Origin of the sequence: Pseudomonas putida, from assembly GCF_001941965.1 — a bacterium.
In the GTDB taxonomy this organism is placed as follows: domain Bacteria; phylum Pseudomonadota; class Gammaproteobacteria; order Pseudomonadales; family Pseudomonadaceae; genus Aquipseudomonas; species Aquipseudomonas putida_L.
Genome location: NZ_MKZO01000022.1, coordinates 23,769 through 40,090 on the forward strand (window position 1 = coordinate 23,769; position 16,322 = coordinate 40,090).

Genomic DNA, 16,322 nt, shown 5'->3' on the forward strand with positions numbered 1-16,322 from the left:
CAATGCCTCATATTCTGATCGTCGAAGACGAAACCATCATCCGTTCTGCCCTGCGCCGCCTGCTGGAGCGTAACCAGTACCAGGTCAGCGAGGCCGGATCGGTCCAGGAAGCCCAGGAGCGATTCAGCATCGCCACCTTCGACCTGATCGTCAGCGACCTGCGTCTCCCCGGCGCTCCCGGCACCGAGCTGATCAAGCTGGGCCAGGGCACGCCGGTACTGATCATGACCAGCTATGCCAGCCTGCGTTCGGCGGTCGACTCGATGAAGATGGGCGCGGTGGACTACATCGCCAAGCCGTTCGACCACGACGAGATGCTCCAGGCCGTCGCGCGCATCCTGCGCGACCGGCAGAACGCGCCAGCCGCGCCGGTGGAGCGCAGCAACGGCAAGGCCCCCGCTGCGGACAAGTCCGCCGGCACCGCCAATGCCAACGGCGAGATCGGCATCATTGGCTCCTGCCCACCCATGCAGGACCTGTACAGCAAGATCCGCAAGGTCGCGCCGACCGATTCCAACGTCCTGATCCAGGGCGAGTCGGGCACCGGCAAGGAGCTGGTGGCCCGCGCCCTGCACAACCTCTCGCGCCGGGCCAAGGCGCCGATGATCTCGGTGAACTGCGCGGCCATTCCGGAAACCCTGATCGAGTCCGAACTGTTCGGCCACGAGAAAGGCGCGTTCACCGGCGCCAGCGCCGGGCGTGCCGGCTTGGTGGAAGCGGCGGACGGCGGCACGCTGTTCCTCGACGAGATCGGCGAACTGCCGCTGGAAGCCCAGGCCCGCCTGCTGCGCGTGCTGCAGGAAGGCGAGATCCGCCGGGTCGGCTCGGTACAGTCGCAGAAGGTCGATGTGCGCCTGATCGCAGCCACCCACCGCGACCTGAAGAACCTGGCCAAGGTCGGCCAGTTCCGTGAAGACCTTTATTACCGCCTGCACGTCATCGCCCTCAAGTTGCCTGCCCTGCGCGAGCGCGGCGCCGACGTCAACGAGATCGCCAACGCCTTCCTCGCCCGCCAGGCCGCACGTATCGGGCGCAACGACCTGAAGTTCGCCCACGACGCCGAACAGGCGATCCGCCACTATTCGTGGCCGGGCAACGTGCGTGAGCTGGAAAACGCCGTGGAGCGTGCGGTGATCCTGTGCGAGAGCCCGGAAATCTCCGCGGACCTGCTAGGCATCGACATCGAGCTGAGCGACCTGGAAGACGACGAGACCTTCGACAACCTGCCGGTCATCGCCAGCCAGGCCAACGCCGCCAGCCACGAGCCCACCGAGGACCTGTCGCTGGAGGACTATTTCCAGCACTTCGTCCTCGAGCACCAGGACCACATGACCGAGACCGAGCTGGCCCGCAAGCTGGGTGTCAGCCGCAAGTGCCTGTGGGAACGGCGCCAGCGCCTGGGCATTCCACGGCGCAAGAGTGGAGCCACCAGCGAGAGCTGAGCAGGAGGGTGCGACACGGTGTCACCCTCATTCGGGTAACACCGCGTTTCGGCCAAAAACTGTTACCTCTGCGCGACGTCGTAACAGAAACCGGGGCTTACGGTAACGAAACCCCGGTTTTTTTACGCCCTGAAATCACCCCCGAATCGCGCTAACCCCTTGTTTTACTGGGCTTTGCAAGAGTTGGCACGGCACCTGCTATATGTTCGGTACAAGAACAATAACAAGCACGGCAAAACACAATAAAAATAAGACGAATCGGCTCACGCACAATAAGAACAAGACGGCGGAGGCGCAGCTAACTGATTCTTTTGGAGAGGTGTTGTGTTTGGGGCTTGCCCCACAACCAGGCAGAGAACAACAAAAACTGCACTCAAGCAGAGCCTGAACTGGTTGGATCGAATGATCATCGCAATACAGCGGCCAAAGCAATCCGTTTGCTCTTGTACTCCCGATTAGGGAGACAGTCCACGGGCCCCAGGGCATTCAGTGGATCAGGGCACTCAACAAAAACAAAAAGCCCGACCCAAAAACAATAAGAGCACGCAACTACTTCTTGGGGAGCTTCGGCTCCCCTTGTAGTTTCCGCCTTTCGGAAAACCCGTCTTCCCTTGCCCTTGCAGCCCGTTTCTCGGGTGCCTACACCCTTTTCCGACTAAATGCTAGAATCCGTGCCCATCATGCGGCCATTCTTCGTTTCTGGCCGAAAATTCCTTCAAACAGTGCATCCCATGCTGAAGAAGCTGTTCCAGTCTTTCCGTCCCCCGGCGCGCGTCCAGCACCACAAGCGCACCACGCCCGAGGTGATCACTCATTCGCAGCACTCGCTGCAGCGCCATCAATTCAGCCGTCATGCGGTGAATATCGTCGAGCGCCTGCAAAGCGCCGGTTACCAGGCCTACCTGGTCGGTGGCTGCGTGCGCGACCTGCTGCTGGGCATCACGCCCAAGGACTTCGATGTCGCCACCAGTGCCACGCCGGAGCAGATCCGCGCGGAGTTCCGCAATGCGCGAATCATCGGCCGGCGCTTCAAGCTGGTCCATGTGCATTTCGGCCGCGAGATCATCGAAGTCGCGACCTTCCGTGCCAATCATCCAGATGACGAAGAGGAAAACAGTCACCAGTCGTCCCGCAACGAAAGCGGCCGGATCCTGCGTGACAACGTCTACGGCACCCTGGAAGACGACGCCCAGCGCCGCGATTTCACGATCAACGCCCTGTACTACGATCCGGTCAGCGAGCGCATCCTCGACTACGCCAACGGTGTGCACGATGTGCGCAACCGCCTGATCCGCCTGATCGGCGATCCGACCCAGCGTTACCAGGAAGACCCGGTGCGCATGCTGCGGGCCGTGCGCTTCGCCGCCAAGCTCAACTTCGGCATCGAGAAGCACACCGTGCTGCCGATCCGCGAGCTGGCGCCGATGCTGCGGGAAATCCCGGCGGCGCGCTTGTTCGAGGAGTCGCTGAAGCTGTTCCTGTCCGGGCATGCCGCCGACACCTTCGAGATGCTGGTCGACCTGCAACTGTTCGATCCGCTGTTCCCGGCCAGTGCCGAGGCCCTCGAAGAGCAGCCGACCTACACCCACACCCTGATCAGCAACGCGCTGATCAACACTGACCTGCGGGTGCGCCAGGGCAAGCCGGTCACTCCGGCGTTCCTCTTCGCCGCCCTGCTCTGGCCAGCCTTGCCGGCGCGCGCCCTGCACCTGCAGAGCCGCGGCATGCCGCCGATCCCGGCGATGAACGAAGCGGCCCACCAGCTGATCTTCGAACAGTGCCAGCGCATTGCCATTCCGAAGCGCTTCACCCTGCCGATCCGCGAGATCTGGGACATGCAGGAACGCCTGCCACGGCGTAGCGGCAAACGCGCCGACCTGCTCCTCGACAACCCGCGTTTCCGTGCCGGCTACGACTTCCTCCTGCTGCGCGAAAGCGCCGGCGAGGACACCGATGACCTCGGCCAGTGGTGGACCGACTACCAGGAATGCAACGAAAGCGAGCGCCGCGACATGATCCGCGACCTTGGTGGTCGTGACGAAGGCACCGGTGCCGGCCCGCGCAAACGCAAGCGCAGCCCGAGCAAGCGCCGGCGTGCCGACGGTGGCGCTGGCGAATGAGCCAGCGCGCCTACATCGGCCTGGGCAGCAACCTGGCCAACCCGGACGCACAACTGCGCAGCGCCCTCGAGGCGCTGGCGCAGTTGCCGGGGACGCAAGTGGCCGGTGTATCGTCGTTCTATGCCAGTGACTCGCTGTCTCCCGGCCAGCCACGCTATACCAACGCGGTGGCCGCGCTGGATACCGATCTCGAGCCACTCGACCTGCTCGATGCCCTGCAAGGCATCGAGGCTGACCAGGGTCGCGAGCGCAAGGAACGCTGGGGGCCGCGGACGCTTGATCTGGATATCCTGCTTTATGCCGATCAGGTGATTGATGAGCCGCGTCTGAAAGTCCCGCATTACCACATGCATGCACGTGCTTTCGTGCTGTATCCCCTCGCCGAACTGGTACCGGAAGACTTCCGTCTGGCGGACCAGCGCCCTCTCGCAGAACTGCTGGCAGCCTGCCCGTTCGTCGGCCTCGAACGCCTGTAGCCGGGCGTTCCCCCAGCGGTAACGCCCGTAACAGTTCCGACGTAACAATGCGGTAACACGGTAATTGACTTCCCCCCGCGCGCTCACGACTATAGGCGTCCCGTGGCACGACCGTGCCGTCTACAAAGGCCGGGAACGGATTGACCCCAAACACCACACTCGATGATGTGCCGTTCCAGTGGTTTTCACAGCGCCTGAACGAGGATCGCTTTTCATGCCAGACGTAACCCTGACCACCCTGCAGGCCCTCAAGGCCAAGGGGGAAAAAATCGCCATGCTGACCTGCTACGACGCGACCTTCGCCCAGGCCGCCGCCCGTGCCGGCGTCGAGATCCTGCTGGTTGGCGACTCCCTGGGGATGGTCCTGCAGGGCCACGACAGCACCCTGCCGGTGACCAATGCCGACATGGCCTACCACGTCGCCAGCGTCAAGCGCGGCAACGAAGGCGCGCTGATCCTCGCCGACCTGCCGTTCATGGCCTACGCCGCCCCCGAGCAGGCCTTCGCCAACTGCGCCGAGCTGATGCGCGCCGGTGCGCACATGGTCAAGCTCGAAGGCGCGGCCTGGCTCGGCGAGACCGTGCGCCAGCTGGCCGACCGCGGCGTGCCGGTGTGCATGCACCTGGGCCTGACCCCGCAAGCGGTGAATATCCTCGGTGGCTACAAGGTCCAGGGTCGTCAGGAAAACCAGGCCCGGCAGATGCGCGCCGACGCCATCGCCCTGGAACAGGCCGGCGCCGCCATGCTCCTGCTGGAATGCGTGCCGAGCGAGCTGGCTGCGGAAATCACCCAGGCGGTGAGCATCCCGGTGATCGGCATCGGCGCCGGCAGCGCCACCGACGGCCAGGTCCTGGTCATGCACGATATGCTCGGCCTGTCCCTGAGCGGCCGCGCACCGAAGTTCGTGAAGAACTTCATGGCGGGCCAGCCGGATATCCAGAGCGCCTTCCAGGCCTACGTCCAGGCGGTCAAGGACGTCAGTTTCCCAGGCAGCGAACACGGGTTCAGCGCATGAACACCGTCAAGACCGTCCTCGAACTGCGCGCCGCCGTCGCCCGTGCCCGCGGCGAAGGCAAGCGCATCGCCTTCGTGCCGACCATGGGCAACCTGCACAGCGGTCACGCCGCATTGGTGACCAAGGCGGCCCAGCGCGCCGACTTCGTGGTCGCCAGCATCTTCGTCAACCCGCTGCAGTTCGGGCCCAGCGAAGACCTCGACAAGTACCCGCGAACCCTCGCCGCCGACCAGGAAAAACTCCTCGAAGCCGGCTGCAACCTGCTGTTCGCCCCGACCGTCGAAGAGATGTACCCGGACGGCATGGGCGTGCAGACCCGGGTCAGCGTCCCGCAGCTCTCCGAAGGCCTCTGCGGCGCCAGCCGTCCCGGGCACTTCGAAGGCGTAGCGACCGTGGTCAGCAAGCTGTTCAACATGGTCCAGCCGGATATCGCGGTGTTCGGCCAAAAGGATTTCCAGCAACTGGCGGTGATCCGCGCCATGGTTCGCGACCTGAACATGCCGATCCAGATCATCGGCGAGCCGACGGTACGCGCCGAGGACGGCCTGGCCCTGTCGTCGCGCAATGGCTACCTGGATGCCGAGCAGCGGGCTACCGCACCCGTGGTCTATCGCACCCTGAGCACACTGGCCGACGGCATCCGCCAGGGCCGCCGCGACTTCCCGGCGCTGATCGCCGAGGGCCAGCAGACGCTGGTCGCCGCCGGCCTCAAGCCCGACTACCTGGAAGTCCGCCAGGCGCTCAACCTGCGCCCGGCCCTGGATACCGACCGCGATCTGGTGATCCTGGTCGCCGCCTACCTCGGTCCGACCCGCCTGATCGATAACCTGCACCTCGATCTCGACGCCGGCTAAGCTCTCGGGATGCCCCGGACCAACCCGCCCGGGCCGCAGGTTGTAGCGAAATGACATATCTCAATGGCTTTTACCGGCCCGCCGCGAAATAATCCGCGACGGGCCGGTAACGGCTACACGTTCTCCGTGTCCAAGGCAGTCAAGCAATCAAGGAACCCTGCAGCGATGGCGTATTACCGTACTCCTCATGATGTCACCGCTCTGCCAGCCTGGCAGGCACTCCAGCAACACCGCGAAGCCATGCAGGATTTCAGCATGCGCGAGGCTTTCAATGCCGACCCGCAGCGCTTCAACCAGTTTTCCCTGAGCAGTTGCGGCCTGTTCCTCGACTACTCGAAAAACCTGATCAATGCCGAAACCCGCGACAAGCTGGTCGGCCTGGCCAATGACGTCGGCCTGAAAGACGCGATCCAGGCGCTGTTCGCCGGCGAAATCGTCAACGCCTCCGAAGGCCGCCCGGCGCTGCACACCGCCCTGCGCCGGCCGGTGGGCGACAAACTCAGCGTCAATGGCGTCAACGTGATGCCGGACGTCCACAAGGTGCTCAACCAGGTCACCGAGCTGGTCGGCAAGATCCATGACGGGCTGTGGCGCGGCTACAGCGAGAAGCCGATCACCGACGTGGTCAACATCGGCATCGGCGGCTCCTTCCTCGGTCCGGAGCTGGTTTCCGAGGCGCTGCTGCCCTACGCCCAGCGCGGCGTGCGTTGCCATTACCTGGCGAACATCGACGGCAGCGAGTTCCATGAGCTGTCGGCCAAGCTGCGTGCCGAAACCACACTGTTCATCGTTTCCTCGAAATCCTTCAACACCCTGGAAACCCTGAAGAACGCCCAGGCCGCCCGCGCCTGGTACCTGGCCCAGGGCGGCTCGGAAGCCGAGCTGTACCGCCACTTTATCGCCGTTTCCAGCAACAAGGCGGCCGCCGTCGCCTTCGGCATCCGCGAAGAGAACATCTTCCCGATGTGGGACTGGGTCGGCGGGCGTTACTCGCTGTGGTCGGCCATCGGCCTGCCGATCGCCCTGGCCATCGGCACCGCCAACTTCAAGGAACTGCTGTCCGGTGCCTACACCATGGACCAGCATTTCCAGACCGCCCCCTTTGAGCAGAACATGCCGGTGCTGCTGGCCCTGCTCGGCGTCTGGTACGGCAATTTCTGGGGCGCGCAAAGCCACGCGATCCTGCCGTACGACCATTACCTGCGCAACATCACCAAGCACTTGCAACAACTGGACATGGAGTCCAACGGCAAGCACGTGCGCCAGGACGGCACGCCGGTCAACCATGACACCGGTCCGGTGATCTGGGGCGGCGTCGGCTGCAATGGCCAGCACGCCTATCACCAGTTGCTGCACCAGGGCACCCAGCTGATTCCGGCCGACTTCATCGTCCCGGTGGTGAGCTTCAACCCGGTCGCCGACCATCACCAATGGCTGTACGCCAACTGCCTGTCGCAGAGCCAGGCGCTGATGCTCGGCAAGACCCGCGCCGAGGCCGAGGCCGAGTTGCGCGACAAGGGCGTGAGCGAAGCCGATGTACAGAAGCTGGCACCGCACAAGGTGATCCCCGGCAACCGCCCGAGCAACACCCTGGTGGTCGAGCGCATCAGCCCGCGGCGTCTCGGCGCGCTGGTGGCGATGTACGAGCACAAGGTCTTCGTGCAGAGCGTGGTCTGGGGCATCAACGCCTTCGACCAGTGGGGCGTGGAACTGGGCAAGGAGCTCGGCAAGGGCGTCTACCAGCGTCTGACCGGCGGCATCGAAGAGCCGGCGGAAGACGCCTCGACCCAGGGCCTGATCAACTACTTCCGCGGCCGTCACCGCGGTTGACCCCCGGTCGCTGCCCCCGGGCATGGCCGGGGGCAGCGGCTACACTGTCCTGACCCCGGCTGCCTTCGAAAGGCTTCCTTGCGTCTTCGCTGAAGGCAACGCCGTCCCATAACAACAGGACAGGTCGTGCCCATGTTCGATATCAGTCAATTCCCCCAAGCCGATGCCGTCAGCCGTGCCGCCGAACTGAGCCAGGGCGACTACGATCGCCTTTACCGCCAATCCATCGAACAACCCGAGCAATTCTGGACCGAACAGGCGCGCCGCCTGGACTGGATCAGTCCGTGGAGCGTGATACAGGATTGCGATATCCGCAGCGGCAAGGCCATCTGGTTCAAGAACGCCAGGCTCAACGTCAGCTACAACTGTCTCGACCGTCACCTGGAACAGCGCGGCGACCAGCCGGCGTTCATCTGGGAAGGCGACGATCCCGCCCGCTCCGCCACCCTCACCTACCGCCAGGTGCACCAGCAGGTCTGCCGCCTGGCCAATGTGCTCAAGCAGCGCGGGGTCACGAAAGGCGACCGGGTGTGCATCTACATGCCGATGATCCCGGAAGCGGCCTTCGCCATGCTCGCCTGCGCGCGGATTGGCGCAATCCACTCCGTCGTATTCGGCGGCTTCTCTCCTGACGCCCTGCGCGACCGTATCCTCGACGCTGACTGCCGCACCGTGATCACTGCCGACGAAGGCGTGCGCGGTGGCAAGACCATCGCCCTCAAGCAGAACGTCGACAAGGCCCTGGCCAGTTGCCCGAATGTCGGCAGCGTGGTGGTGGTGCGGCGAACCGGCGGCGCGGTGGAGTGGAACGATGGGCGGGACCTCTGGTACCACGAAGTCACGGCCCAGGCCGGCGATGACTGCCCGCCGGAGCCGATGGACGCCGAGGACCCGCTGTTCATCCTCTACACCTCCGGCAGCACCGGCAAACCCAAGGGCGTGCTGCACACCACTGCCGGTTACCTGTTGCAGGCGGCGATGACCTTCAAGGTGGTGTTCGATTACCGCGACGGCGAGGTGTTCTGGTGCAGCGCCGATGTCGGCTGGGTCACCGGGCACAGTTACATCGTCTACGGCCCGCTGGCCAATGGCGCCACCAGCCTGATGTTCGAAGGCGTGCCGAACTACCCGGACGCCTCGCGCTTCTGGCAGGTGGTGGACAAGCACCAGGTGAATATCTTCTATACCGCGCCCACCGCCCTGCGCGCGCTGATGCGTGAAGGCGAGGGACCGCTGAAGAGCACCTCGCGCAAAAGCCTGCGCCTGCTCGGCAGTGTTGGCGAGCCGATCAACCCTGAGGCCTGGGAGTGGTATTTCAATGCGGTGGGCGAGCAGCGCTGCCCCATCGTCGATACCTGGTGGCAGACCGAAACCGGCGGGATCATGCTCACCCCGTTGATCAGTAACCGGCATATCAAGCCCGGCTGCGCGACGCGGCCGATGTTCGGTGTGCAGCCGGTCCTGCTGGACGAGAAAGGCCAGTTGATCGAGGGCCCCGGCGCCGGCTTGCTGGCGATCAAGGCCAGTTGGCCGGCACAGATCCGCAGTGTGTACGGCGATCATCAGCGAATGATCGACACCTATTTCAAACCCTTTCCCGGGTATTACTTCACCGGTGACGGCGCCCGTCGCGACGAACAGGGCGACCTGTGGATAACCGGGCGGATCGACGACGTGATCAATGTGTCCGGGCACCGCATCGGCACTGCCGAGGTCGAGAGCGCGCTGGTGCTGCATGACAGCATCGCCGAGGCGGCGGTGGTGGGTTATCCCCATGACCTCAAGGGCCAGGGGATCTATGCCTTTGTCACACCGATGAACGGGGTCGAGCCGGACGAGGCGTTGAAGAAGGAACTGCTGGCCCTGGTGAGCAAGGAGATCGGCGGTTTTGCCAAGCCTGAGCTGATCCAGTGGGCACCGGCGCTGCCCAAGACCCGCTCGGGGAAGATCATGCGGCGGATCCTGCGCAAGATTGCCTGCAACGAGCTGGAGAACCTGGGGGATACCTCGACGCTGGCGGATCCCGGCGTTGTTCAAGGGCTGATCGATAAGCGCTTGAATACCTGATATACCGGGTATTTTGGGGCCGCTTTGCGGTCCCAGTGTCCCGAGCCCAAAGGTATTCATGGAAGCCCTACGCCGCCGCATCGAAACCCAGCTTCTCAGCCTCACCGGCCTGTCCCTCGGCCAGCTCGACCTGGAAAACCCCAAGGGCGACCCCGGCCTGTTCGGCCCTCGCAGCCTCAGTTGGCAGGTGCACGGCGACTTCTCCAGCATGCTGGTCGGCGGCATCAGCGCCCTGCTCCTGCAAATGCTCCACCCGCTGGCCCTGGCCGGGGTCTGGGACCACTCCAATTTCCGCGAAGACATGCTTGGCCGCCTGCGCCGTACCAGCCAGTTCATTTCCGGCACCACCTTCGGCGCCACCCGGGATGCCGAGTGGCTGATCGAAAGGGTCAGGGCCATCCACCTGCAGGTAGTCGGCCACGCCGCCGACGGCACGCCCTACGCCGCCAGCGATCCCGACCTGCTGACCTGGGTGCATGTCGCCGAAGTACGCAGCTTCCTCGCGGCGCACCTGCGTTACCGCAATCCCCACATGACCGATGCGGCGCAGGACCTCTACTACAGCGAGATCGCCCTGATCGCCGAGCGGCTTGGCGCGCGGGATGTACCGCGGTCGCGGCAGGAAGTGGCGGATTATCTGCGCAGGGTGCGGCCGCAACTGGTTTGCGATGAGCGCAGCCGGGAGGTGGTGCGGGTGCTGCTGGACGCCCCGGCGCCGAGCCGGATCGCCCGGCCGGTGGGGCGCCTGATGATGCAGGCGGGGATCGGGCTGCTACCGGAGTGGGCCGGTGACATGTTGGGGTTGAGGTTGGGGCCGGTGAAGCAAGGGGTGGTCGATCTGGGCATGAATACGGTGGTCGGGCCGGTGTTGCGCTGGGCGATGCGCGATGGCTCGGTGCATCGGGCGCGGCGGCGGATGGGTCTGCAGTGACTTTGATGGCCTCATCGCTGGCAAGCCAGCTCCCACAGGGTTTTGTGTTGACCACAGGGTTTATGTTCGACGCGAACACTGTGGGAGCTGGCTTGCCAGCGATGAGGCCATGAGCATCACCACACTGCCCCGACCTGCCCATCTGTGCGACTATGCGCGAGCCCACCGCAGACTCAACGTCAAATCGAACAATACAGAGGACTAGAGCATGCAAGATGTCGTAATCGTTGCCGCCACCCGCACCGCGGTCGGCAGCTTCCAGGGCGCGCTGGCGAACATTCCCGCGGTCGATCTCGGCGCCGCCGTGATCCGCCGGTTGCTGGCCCAGAGCGGCCTGGACGGCGCGCAGGTCGACGAAGTCATCCTCGGCCAGGTACTGACCGCCGGCGCCGGCCAGAACCCCGCCCGCCAGGCTGCGATCAAGGCCGGCCTGCCCCACGCCGTGCCCGCCATGACCCTGAACAAGGTCTGCGGCTCCGGCCTCAAGGCCCTGCACCTGGCCACCCAGGCGATCCGCTGCGGCGACGCCGACGTCATCATCGCCGGTGGCCAGGAAAACATGAGCCTGGCCAACTACGTCATGCCCGGCGCCCGCACCGGCCTGCGCATGGGCCACGCCAGCCTGATCGACAGCATGATCAGCGACGGCCTGTGGGACGCCTTCAACGACTACCACATGGGTATCACCGCCGAGAACCTGGTGGAGAAGTACGGCATCACCCGCGAAGAGCAGGACGCCTTCGCCGCCGCCTCCCAGCAGAAAGCCGCCGCCGCCATCGAAGGCCGGCGCTTCGTCGATGAAATCACCCCGATCCTGATCCCGCAGCGCAAGGGCGATCCTGTCGCCTTCGCTACCGATGAACAACCCCGCGCCGGCACCACCGCCGAGTCCCTGGGCAAGCTCAAGCCGGCGTTCAAGAAGGACGGCAGCGTCACCGCCGGCAACGCCTCCTCGCTCAACGACGGCGCCGCCGCCGTGCTGCTGATGAGCGCGGCCAAGGCCGAGCAACTGAAACTGCCGGTACTGGCACGGATCAAGGCCTACGCCAACGCCGGCGTCGATCCGGCGATCATGGGCATCGGCCCGGTCGGCGCCACCCGTCGCTGCCTGGAAAAAGCCGGCTGGACCCTCGACCAGCTCGACCTGATCGAAGCCAACGAAGCCTTCGCCGCCCAGGCCCTGTCGGTAGGCAAGGAGCTGCAGTGGGACGCCTCGAAGGTCAACGTCAATGGCGGTGCCATCGCCATCGGCCACCCGATCGGCGCTTCCGGCTGCCGCGTACTGGTGACCCTGCTGCATGAAATGATCAAGCGCGATGCGAAGAAGGGTCTCGCCACCCTGTGCATCGGCGGCGGTCAGGGCGTGGCCCTGGCGATCGAGCGCTGATCGATACGGGAGGAGCCAGCCTGGCTCCTCCCTGCTACGCCAACTGGTAAACTGCACGCCCGCAACCAAGGCCACGTGCATGTCCTCCTTGAATCAGGCGCTGCGCGCCGCCCTCGACCACCGTCAATCCCTGCTCGCCGAACTGCATGCCCAGGGCACCGATTGCTATCGCCTGTTCCATGGCAGCCAGGAAGGCGCGCCCGGCCTCACCGCCGACCGCTATGGCCCGCAGTTGCTGGTGCAGAGCTTTCACCAGGCAGTAGAGCGGGATGATCTGCTGGACCTGCACGCGACCATCGAAGGGTTTCTCGGCCTGCCGCTGCACCTGGTCTACAACGACCGTTCCCGTGGCAACAGCCGGGTCGACCGGCATGACGCGGTGTACCAGGCCAGCGACGAGGCCCTGGTGGATATGATCGGGCACGAGTGGGGCCTGAACTACCGGGTACGTGGGCGCCATGCCGGCCAGGATCCACTGCTGTTCCTCGACCTGCGCAATGCCCGCGGCTGGGTCAAGCAGCACAGTGCCGGCAAAAGTTTGCTGAACCTGTTCGCCTACACCTGCGGCGTCGGCCTTGCTGCGGCGGCAGGTGGTGCGCGGGAGGTGTGCAACCTCGACTTCGCCGAGGGCAACCTGGCCGTCGGCCGCGAGAACGGCGCACTCAACCCACAACTACCCACCATGCAATTCGTCCAGTCCGACTACTTCCCGGCGATCCGCCAACTGGCCGGCCTGCCGATCAGCCAGCGCCGCGGGCAGAAGCTGCCGTCCTATCCGCGCCTGCAAGCGCGCCAGTACGACCTGGTGTTCCTCGACCCGCCGGCCTGGGCCAAGAGCGCCTTCGGCACCGTCGATCTGCTGCGCGACTACCAGAGCCTGCTCAAGCCGGCGCTGCTGGCCACGGCCGAGGACGGCGTGCTGATCTGCAACAACAACCTAGCCAAGGTCGATATGGACGACTGGCGCGAACTGGTCCTGCGCTGCGCGGAAAAAGCCGGGCGCCCGGTGCGCGAATGGCAGGTGATCTCTCCGGCTGCCGACTTCCCTTCCCAGGACGGCCGACCGCCGCTGAAAACCCTGGTCCTGCACCTCAAGTAAAACGGCCTGGCGAGGCTGTCGGAGCGCTCCGACAGCCTTCGGAACTCCATTTACCTGCCATACTCTAAGCGTCCCGCTCTTCACGCAGATGCCGCACATGCCCAAAGGATTGAAACGCGCCCTCGGCGCTTTGCTGGTTGCCCTGGCCCTGTACAGCCTTCTCGGCTTTTTCATCCTTCCTGGCGTTGCCCTTCGAATTGCCAATCAGCAACTGGCACAGTACGCCAGCGTGCCCGCGCATCTGCAACGCATCGAACTCAACCCGTTCAGCCTGGAACTGTCCCTGTGGGGCCTGCAGATCGGCGAGCCCGGCAAGGAACAGATCGGCTTCGAGAAGCTCTACGCCAACCTGCAGATGGACAGCCTGTGGACCAAGGCCCTGCACCTGGAGCAGGTCGAACTGGTCAAGCCGCGCACTGAAGTGCTGTTCGCCAAGGATGGCCAGCTCAACCTGGCCAACCTGTTCACGCTGCCGCCCAGCGAGCCCAAGCCCGAAGAACCGGCCAGCGATCCTTTCCCCCTGCGCATCGACAGCATCAAGCTGGCCGGTGGCTATGTGCATTTCGAAGACGCCCGCCCCAGCGAACCGATCGAGTTCCTCTACGACGACATGAACCTGGAGCTGAAGAAACTCAGCACCCTGCCCGACGACAACACCGATATGACCCTCCTGGCCACCGGCCCCCACGGCGGGCAGATCGACTGGAAAGGCACCTTCAGCCTGTCGCCGATCGCTTCCAAGGGCTCGCTGAAGGTCAGCGACGCCAAGATGAAGGCTTTCTGGCCCTACGTCCGTGACGCCGTGCCGCTGGTGCTGGAGGACGGCACCTACAACCTGCAAAGCGACTACACCTTCAGCCTCGGCAAGCAGACCGAGCTGTTGCTGGAAAACACTGCGCTGAGCGTTTCCGCCTTCGCCATCAAGGCACCGGATGGCCGACCGCTGGTGCGCCTGGCCAAGCTGGATGTCAGCGAGACGTCCATCGACCTGGCCAAGCAATTGGTCACCGTCGGCAAGGTCCGCAGCGAACAGCTGGAAACCTGGGCTGCAGTGGAGGCCGACGGGCAACTGGACTGGCAAAAGCTGTTCGCCAGCCAGCCGCCCAAGGCCACGGAAAAGCAGAAGGCCGAACCCGCTACTGCCGAGCCCACGCCGAAAGAACAGGCCGTGGAAAGCAAGCCATGGCAAGTGCTGCTGAAACACACCCAGGTCCGTAACTATCAGGTACACCTGGCCGACCGTACCCAGAAGGAGCCGGTCACCCTGGATGTCGGTCCGTTGAACGCCGACCTGCAGAACTTCGACAGCCTGAACAAATCGCCCTTCACCCTCAAACTGGACAGCGGTATCGGCAAGCAGGGCAAGCTGCAGGCCTCCGGCGAGGTCAACCTGGCCCCGGTCAAGGCGAAGCTGAAGGTCAGCACCCAGGATATCGACCTGCGGGTCGCCCAGGCCTATATCAGCCCGTTCATCCGCCTCGAACTGCGCAGCGGCATGCTCGGCAGTGACCTCGACGTCGATCTGCAAAGCACCGAGCCGCTGGCTTTCAGCATCGCCGGCAAGGCCCGGGTCAACCAGTTGCATACCCTCGACACCATCAAGGACCGGGACTTCGTCAAATGGCAGCAGCTCGACCTGAGCGGTATCGACTACCGCCACGGCGACGCGCTGAGCATTGCCCGGGTCGATCTGCAACAGCCTTACGCGCGCTTCATGATCAACGAGGACCGCACCACCAACGTCGATGACCTGCTGATCCCCCAGCCCGCCGACAAGAGCGCCAAGCCCCAGGCCAAGGCCGCTGCCAGCAGTGAGAAGCCCATGGGCATTCGCATCGGCCAGATCAACATCAACGACGGCTCGGCCAACTTCGCCGACTTCAGCCTGACGCCGAACTTCGCCACCGCCGTGCAGCAGCTCAACGGCCAGATCGGCACCATCGACAACCGTCAGCCGATTCCGGCCAAGGTCGATGTGAAGGGCAAGGTCGACCGCTACGCGCCAGTGACCATCAAGGGCGCGCTCAACCCGTTCAACCCGCTGGCCAGCCTGGATATCGCCACCAGCTTCAAGCGCGTCGAGCTGACCACCCTGACCCCCTATTCCGGCAAGTTCGCCGGTTATCGCATCCGCAAGGGCCGGCTCAATCTCGACCTGCATTACCTGATCACCAACGGCCAGCTCAAGGCCGAGAACAAGGTGGTGGTGGAGCAGCTGCAACTGGGCGAGAAAGTCGACAGCCCGGATGCCGTGGACCTGCCGGTGCGCCTGGCGATCGCCCTGCTCAAGGACACCGAGGGCAAGATCTCCATCGAGCTGCCGGTCACGGGTGACCTCAACAACCCGCAGTTCAGCGTCATGCCGATCGTCTGGCAGACCCTGCGCAACCTGGTGCTGCGTGCGGTACAGGCGCCGTTCAAGATGATCGGAGGCCTGATTGCCGGCGGTGGCTCCGAGGACCTTGGCACCGTCGCCTTCGCCCCCGGCTCCAGCGACCTCACTGCGGACGCGCAAGGCTCCCTCGACAAGCTCGCCGCCGCCTTGGCAAAACGCCCGACCCTGCGCCTGGAAATCGAAGGCACCAGCGCCCAGAGCAGCGACGGCCCGCTGATTGCCGGGCAACGGCTGGAACGGGAATACCAGAGCACCTACTACAAGATGCTTCAGCGCCGCGGCGACAAGGTGCCGGCGCAGGCCTCCCTGCTGCAGGTGCCGGAAGACGACAAGCCGGCCATGCTCGAAGGCATCTATCGCACTCGCCTGAAGCAGCAGCCGCCGAAAGAGTGGGAACAACTCGATACCAAGCAGCGCATCGGCAATATGCGCGACGCGGTGCTCAAGACCTGGGCGGAAAGCAGCGTGCTGCTACGCCAACTGGGCCAGGCCAGGGCCAGCAGCATCAAGGATTACCTGGTGGACAAGGGCAAGCTGGAGGACGATCGCGTCTACTTCATCGATGCCACCCTCGGCCAGGCCGAGTCCGATGGCCGGGTCATCACCCCGATGCACCTCGACGCCGAGTAATGTCCTGACCGTAAAAAGATGAGCCCCGGCACATGGCCGGGGCTCGGGGCGCCCAAATCCGTTTGGGCTGTCGCAT

At 64.6% G+C, this 16,322-nt stretch carries 11 protein-coding genes; all 11 read left to right on the forward strand.

Going from position 1 to position 16,322, the window contains the following annotated elements; all coding sequences use genetic code 11:
- The first annotated feature begins 2 nt into the window (after positions 1-2).
- The 11 genes from PSEMO_RS13165 (at position 3) to PSEMO_RS13215 (ending at position 16,246) form a co-directional block, all read left to right on the forward strand.
- On the forward strand, positions 3-1,442 hold the full coding sequence (locus tag PSEMO_RS13165; RefSeq protein ID WP_075803511.1) for a sigma-54-dependent transcriptional regulator: 1,440 nt from the start codon (positions 3-5) through the stop codon (positions 1,440-1,442).
- 731 nt (positions 1,443-2,173) lie between these two features.
- Positions 2,174-3,562: a polynucleotide adenylyltransferase PcnB gene (locus PSEMO_RS13170; protein WP_075803512.1), complete on the forward strand. Its 1,389-nt coding sequence runs from the start codon at positions 2,174-2,176 to the stop codon at positions 3,560-3,562.
- Positions 3,559-4,038, forward strand: coding sequence for a 2-amino-4-hydroxy-6-hydroxymethyldihydropteridine diphosphokinase (gene folK / locus PSEMO_RS13175; protein WP_075803513.1), 480 nt, complete (start codon positions 3,559-3,561; stop codon positions 4,036-4,038). Before PSEMO_RS13170 ends, folK begins: the two co-directional genes overlap by 4 nt.
- Positions 4,039-4,252: 214 nt before the next feature.
- Complete coding sequence (gene panB / locus PSEMO_RS13180; RefSeq protein ID WP_075803514.1) at positions 4,253-5,053, forward strand: 3-methyl-2-oxobutanoate hydroxymethyltransferase; 801 nt, start codon at positions 4,253-4,255, stop codon at positions 5,051-5,053.
- The gene (gene panC / locus PSEMO_RS13185) at positions 5,050-5,907 is read left to right on the forward strand and encodes a pantoate--beta-alanine ligase (protein ID WP_075803515.1); all 858 of its coding nucleotides are present in this window, start codon (positions 5,050-5,052) and stop codon (positions 5,905-5,907) included. The genes panB and panC overlap by 4 nt, the downstream gene beginning before the upstream one ends.
- Positions 5,908-6,072: 165 nt before the next feature.
- Positions 6,073-7,737 carry a glucose-6-phosphate isomerase gene (gene pgi / locus PSEMO_RS13190; RefSeq protein WP_075803516.1) on the forward strand — a complete coding sequence of 555 codons (1,665 nt, stop codon included), beginning with the start codon at positions 6,073-6,075 and terminating at the stop codon, positions 7,735-7,737.
- A 132-nt stretch (positions 7,738-7,869) separates the two neighbouring features.
- Positions 7,870-9,804, forward strand: a complete 1,935-nt coding sequence (acs, locus tag PSEMO_RS13195) for an acetate--CoA ligase (protein ID WP_075803517.1) — start codon at positions 7,870-7,872, stop codon at positions 9,802-9,804.
- A 58-nt stretch (positions 9,805-9,862) separates the two neighbouring features.
- Entirely contained in the window at positions 9,863-10,735 is an 873-nt protein-coding gene (locus PSEMO_RS13200; protein WP_075803518.1) for an oxygenase MpaB family protein, read from the forward strand.
- A gap of 208 nt (positions 10,736-10,943) precedes the next feature.
- A complete protein-coding gene (locus tag PSEMO_RS13205) occupies positions 10,944-12,122 on the forward strand; it encodes an acetyl-CoA C-acetyltransferase (RefSeq protein WP_075803519.1) in 1,179 nt (392 codons plus the stop codon).
- Between the two features lie 79 nt (positions 12,123-12,201).
- Positions 12,202-13,221, forward strand: a complete 1,020-nt coding sequence (locus tag PSEMO_RS13210) for a class I SAM-dependent rRNA methyltransferase (RefSeq protein ID WP_075803520.1) — start codon at positions 12,202-12,204, stop codon at positions 13,219-13,221.
- A 97-nt stretch (positions 13,222-13,318) separates the two neighbouring features.
- On the forward strand, positions 13,319-16,246 hold the full coding sequence (locus PSEMO_RS13215; RefSeq protein ID WP_075803521.1) for a DUF748 domain-containing protein: 2,928 nt from the start codon (positions 13,319-13,321) through the stop codon (positions 16,244-16,246).
- The last annotated feature ends 76 nt before the right edge of the window (positions 16,247-16,322 follow it).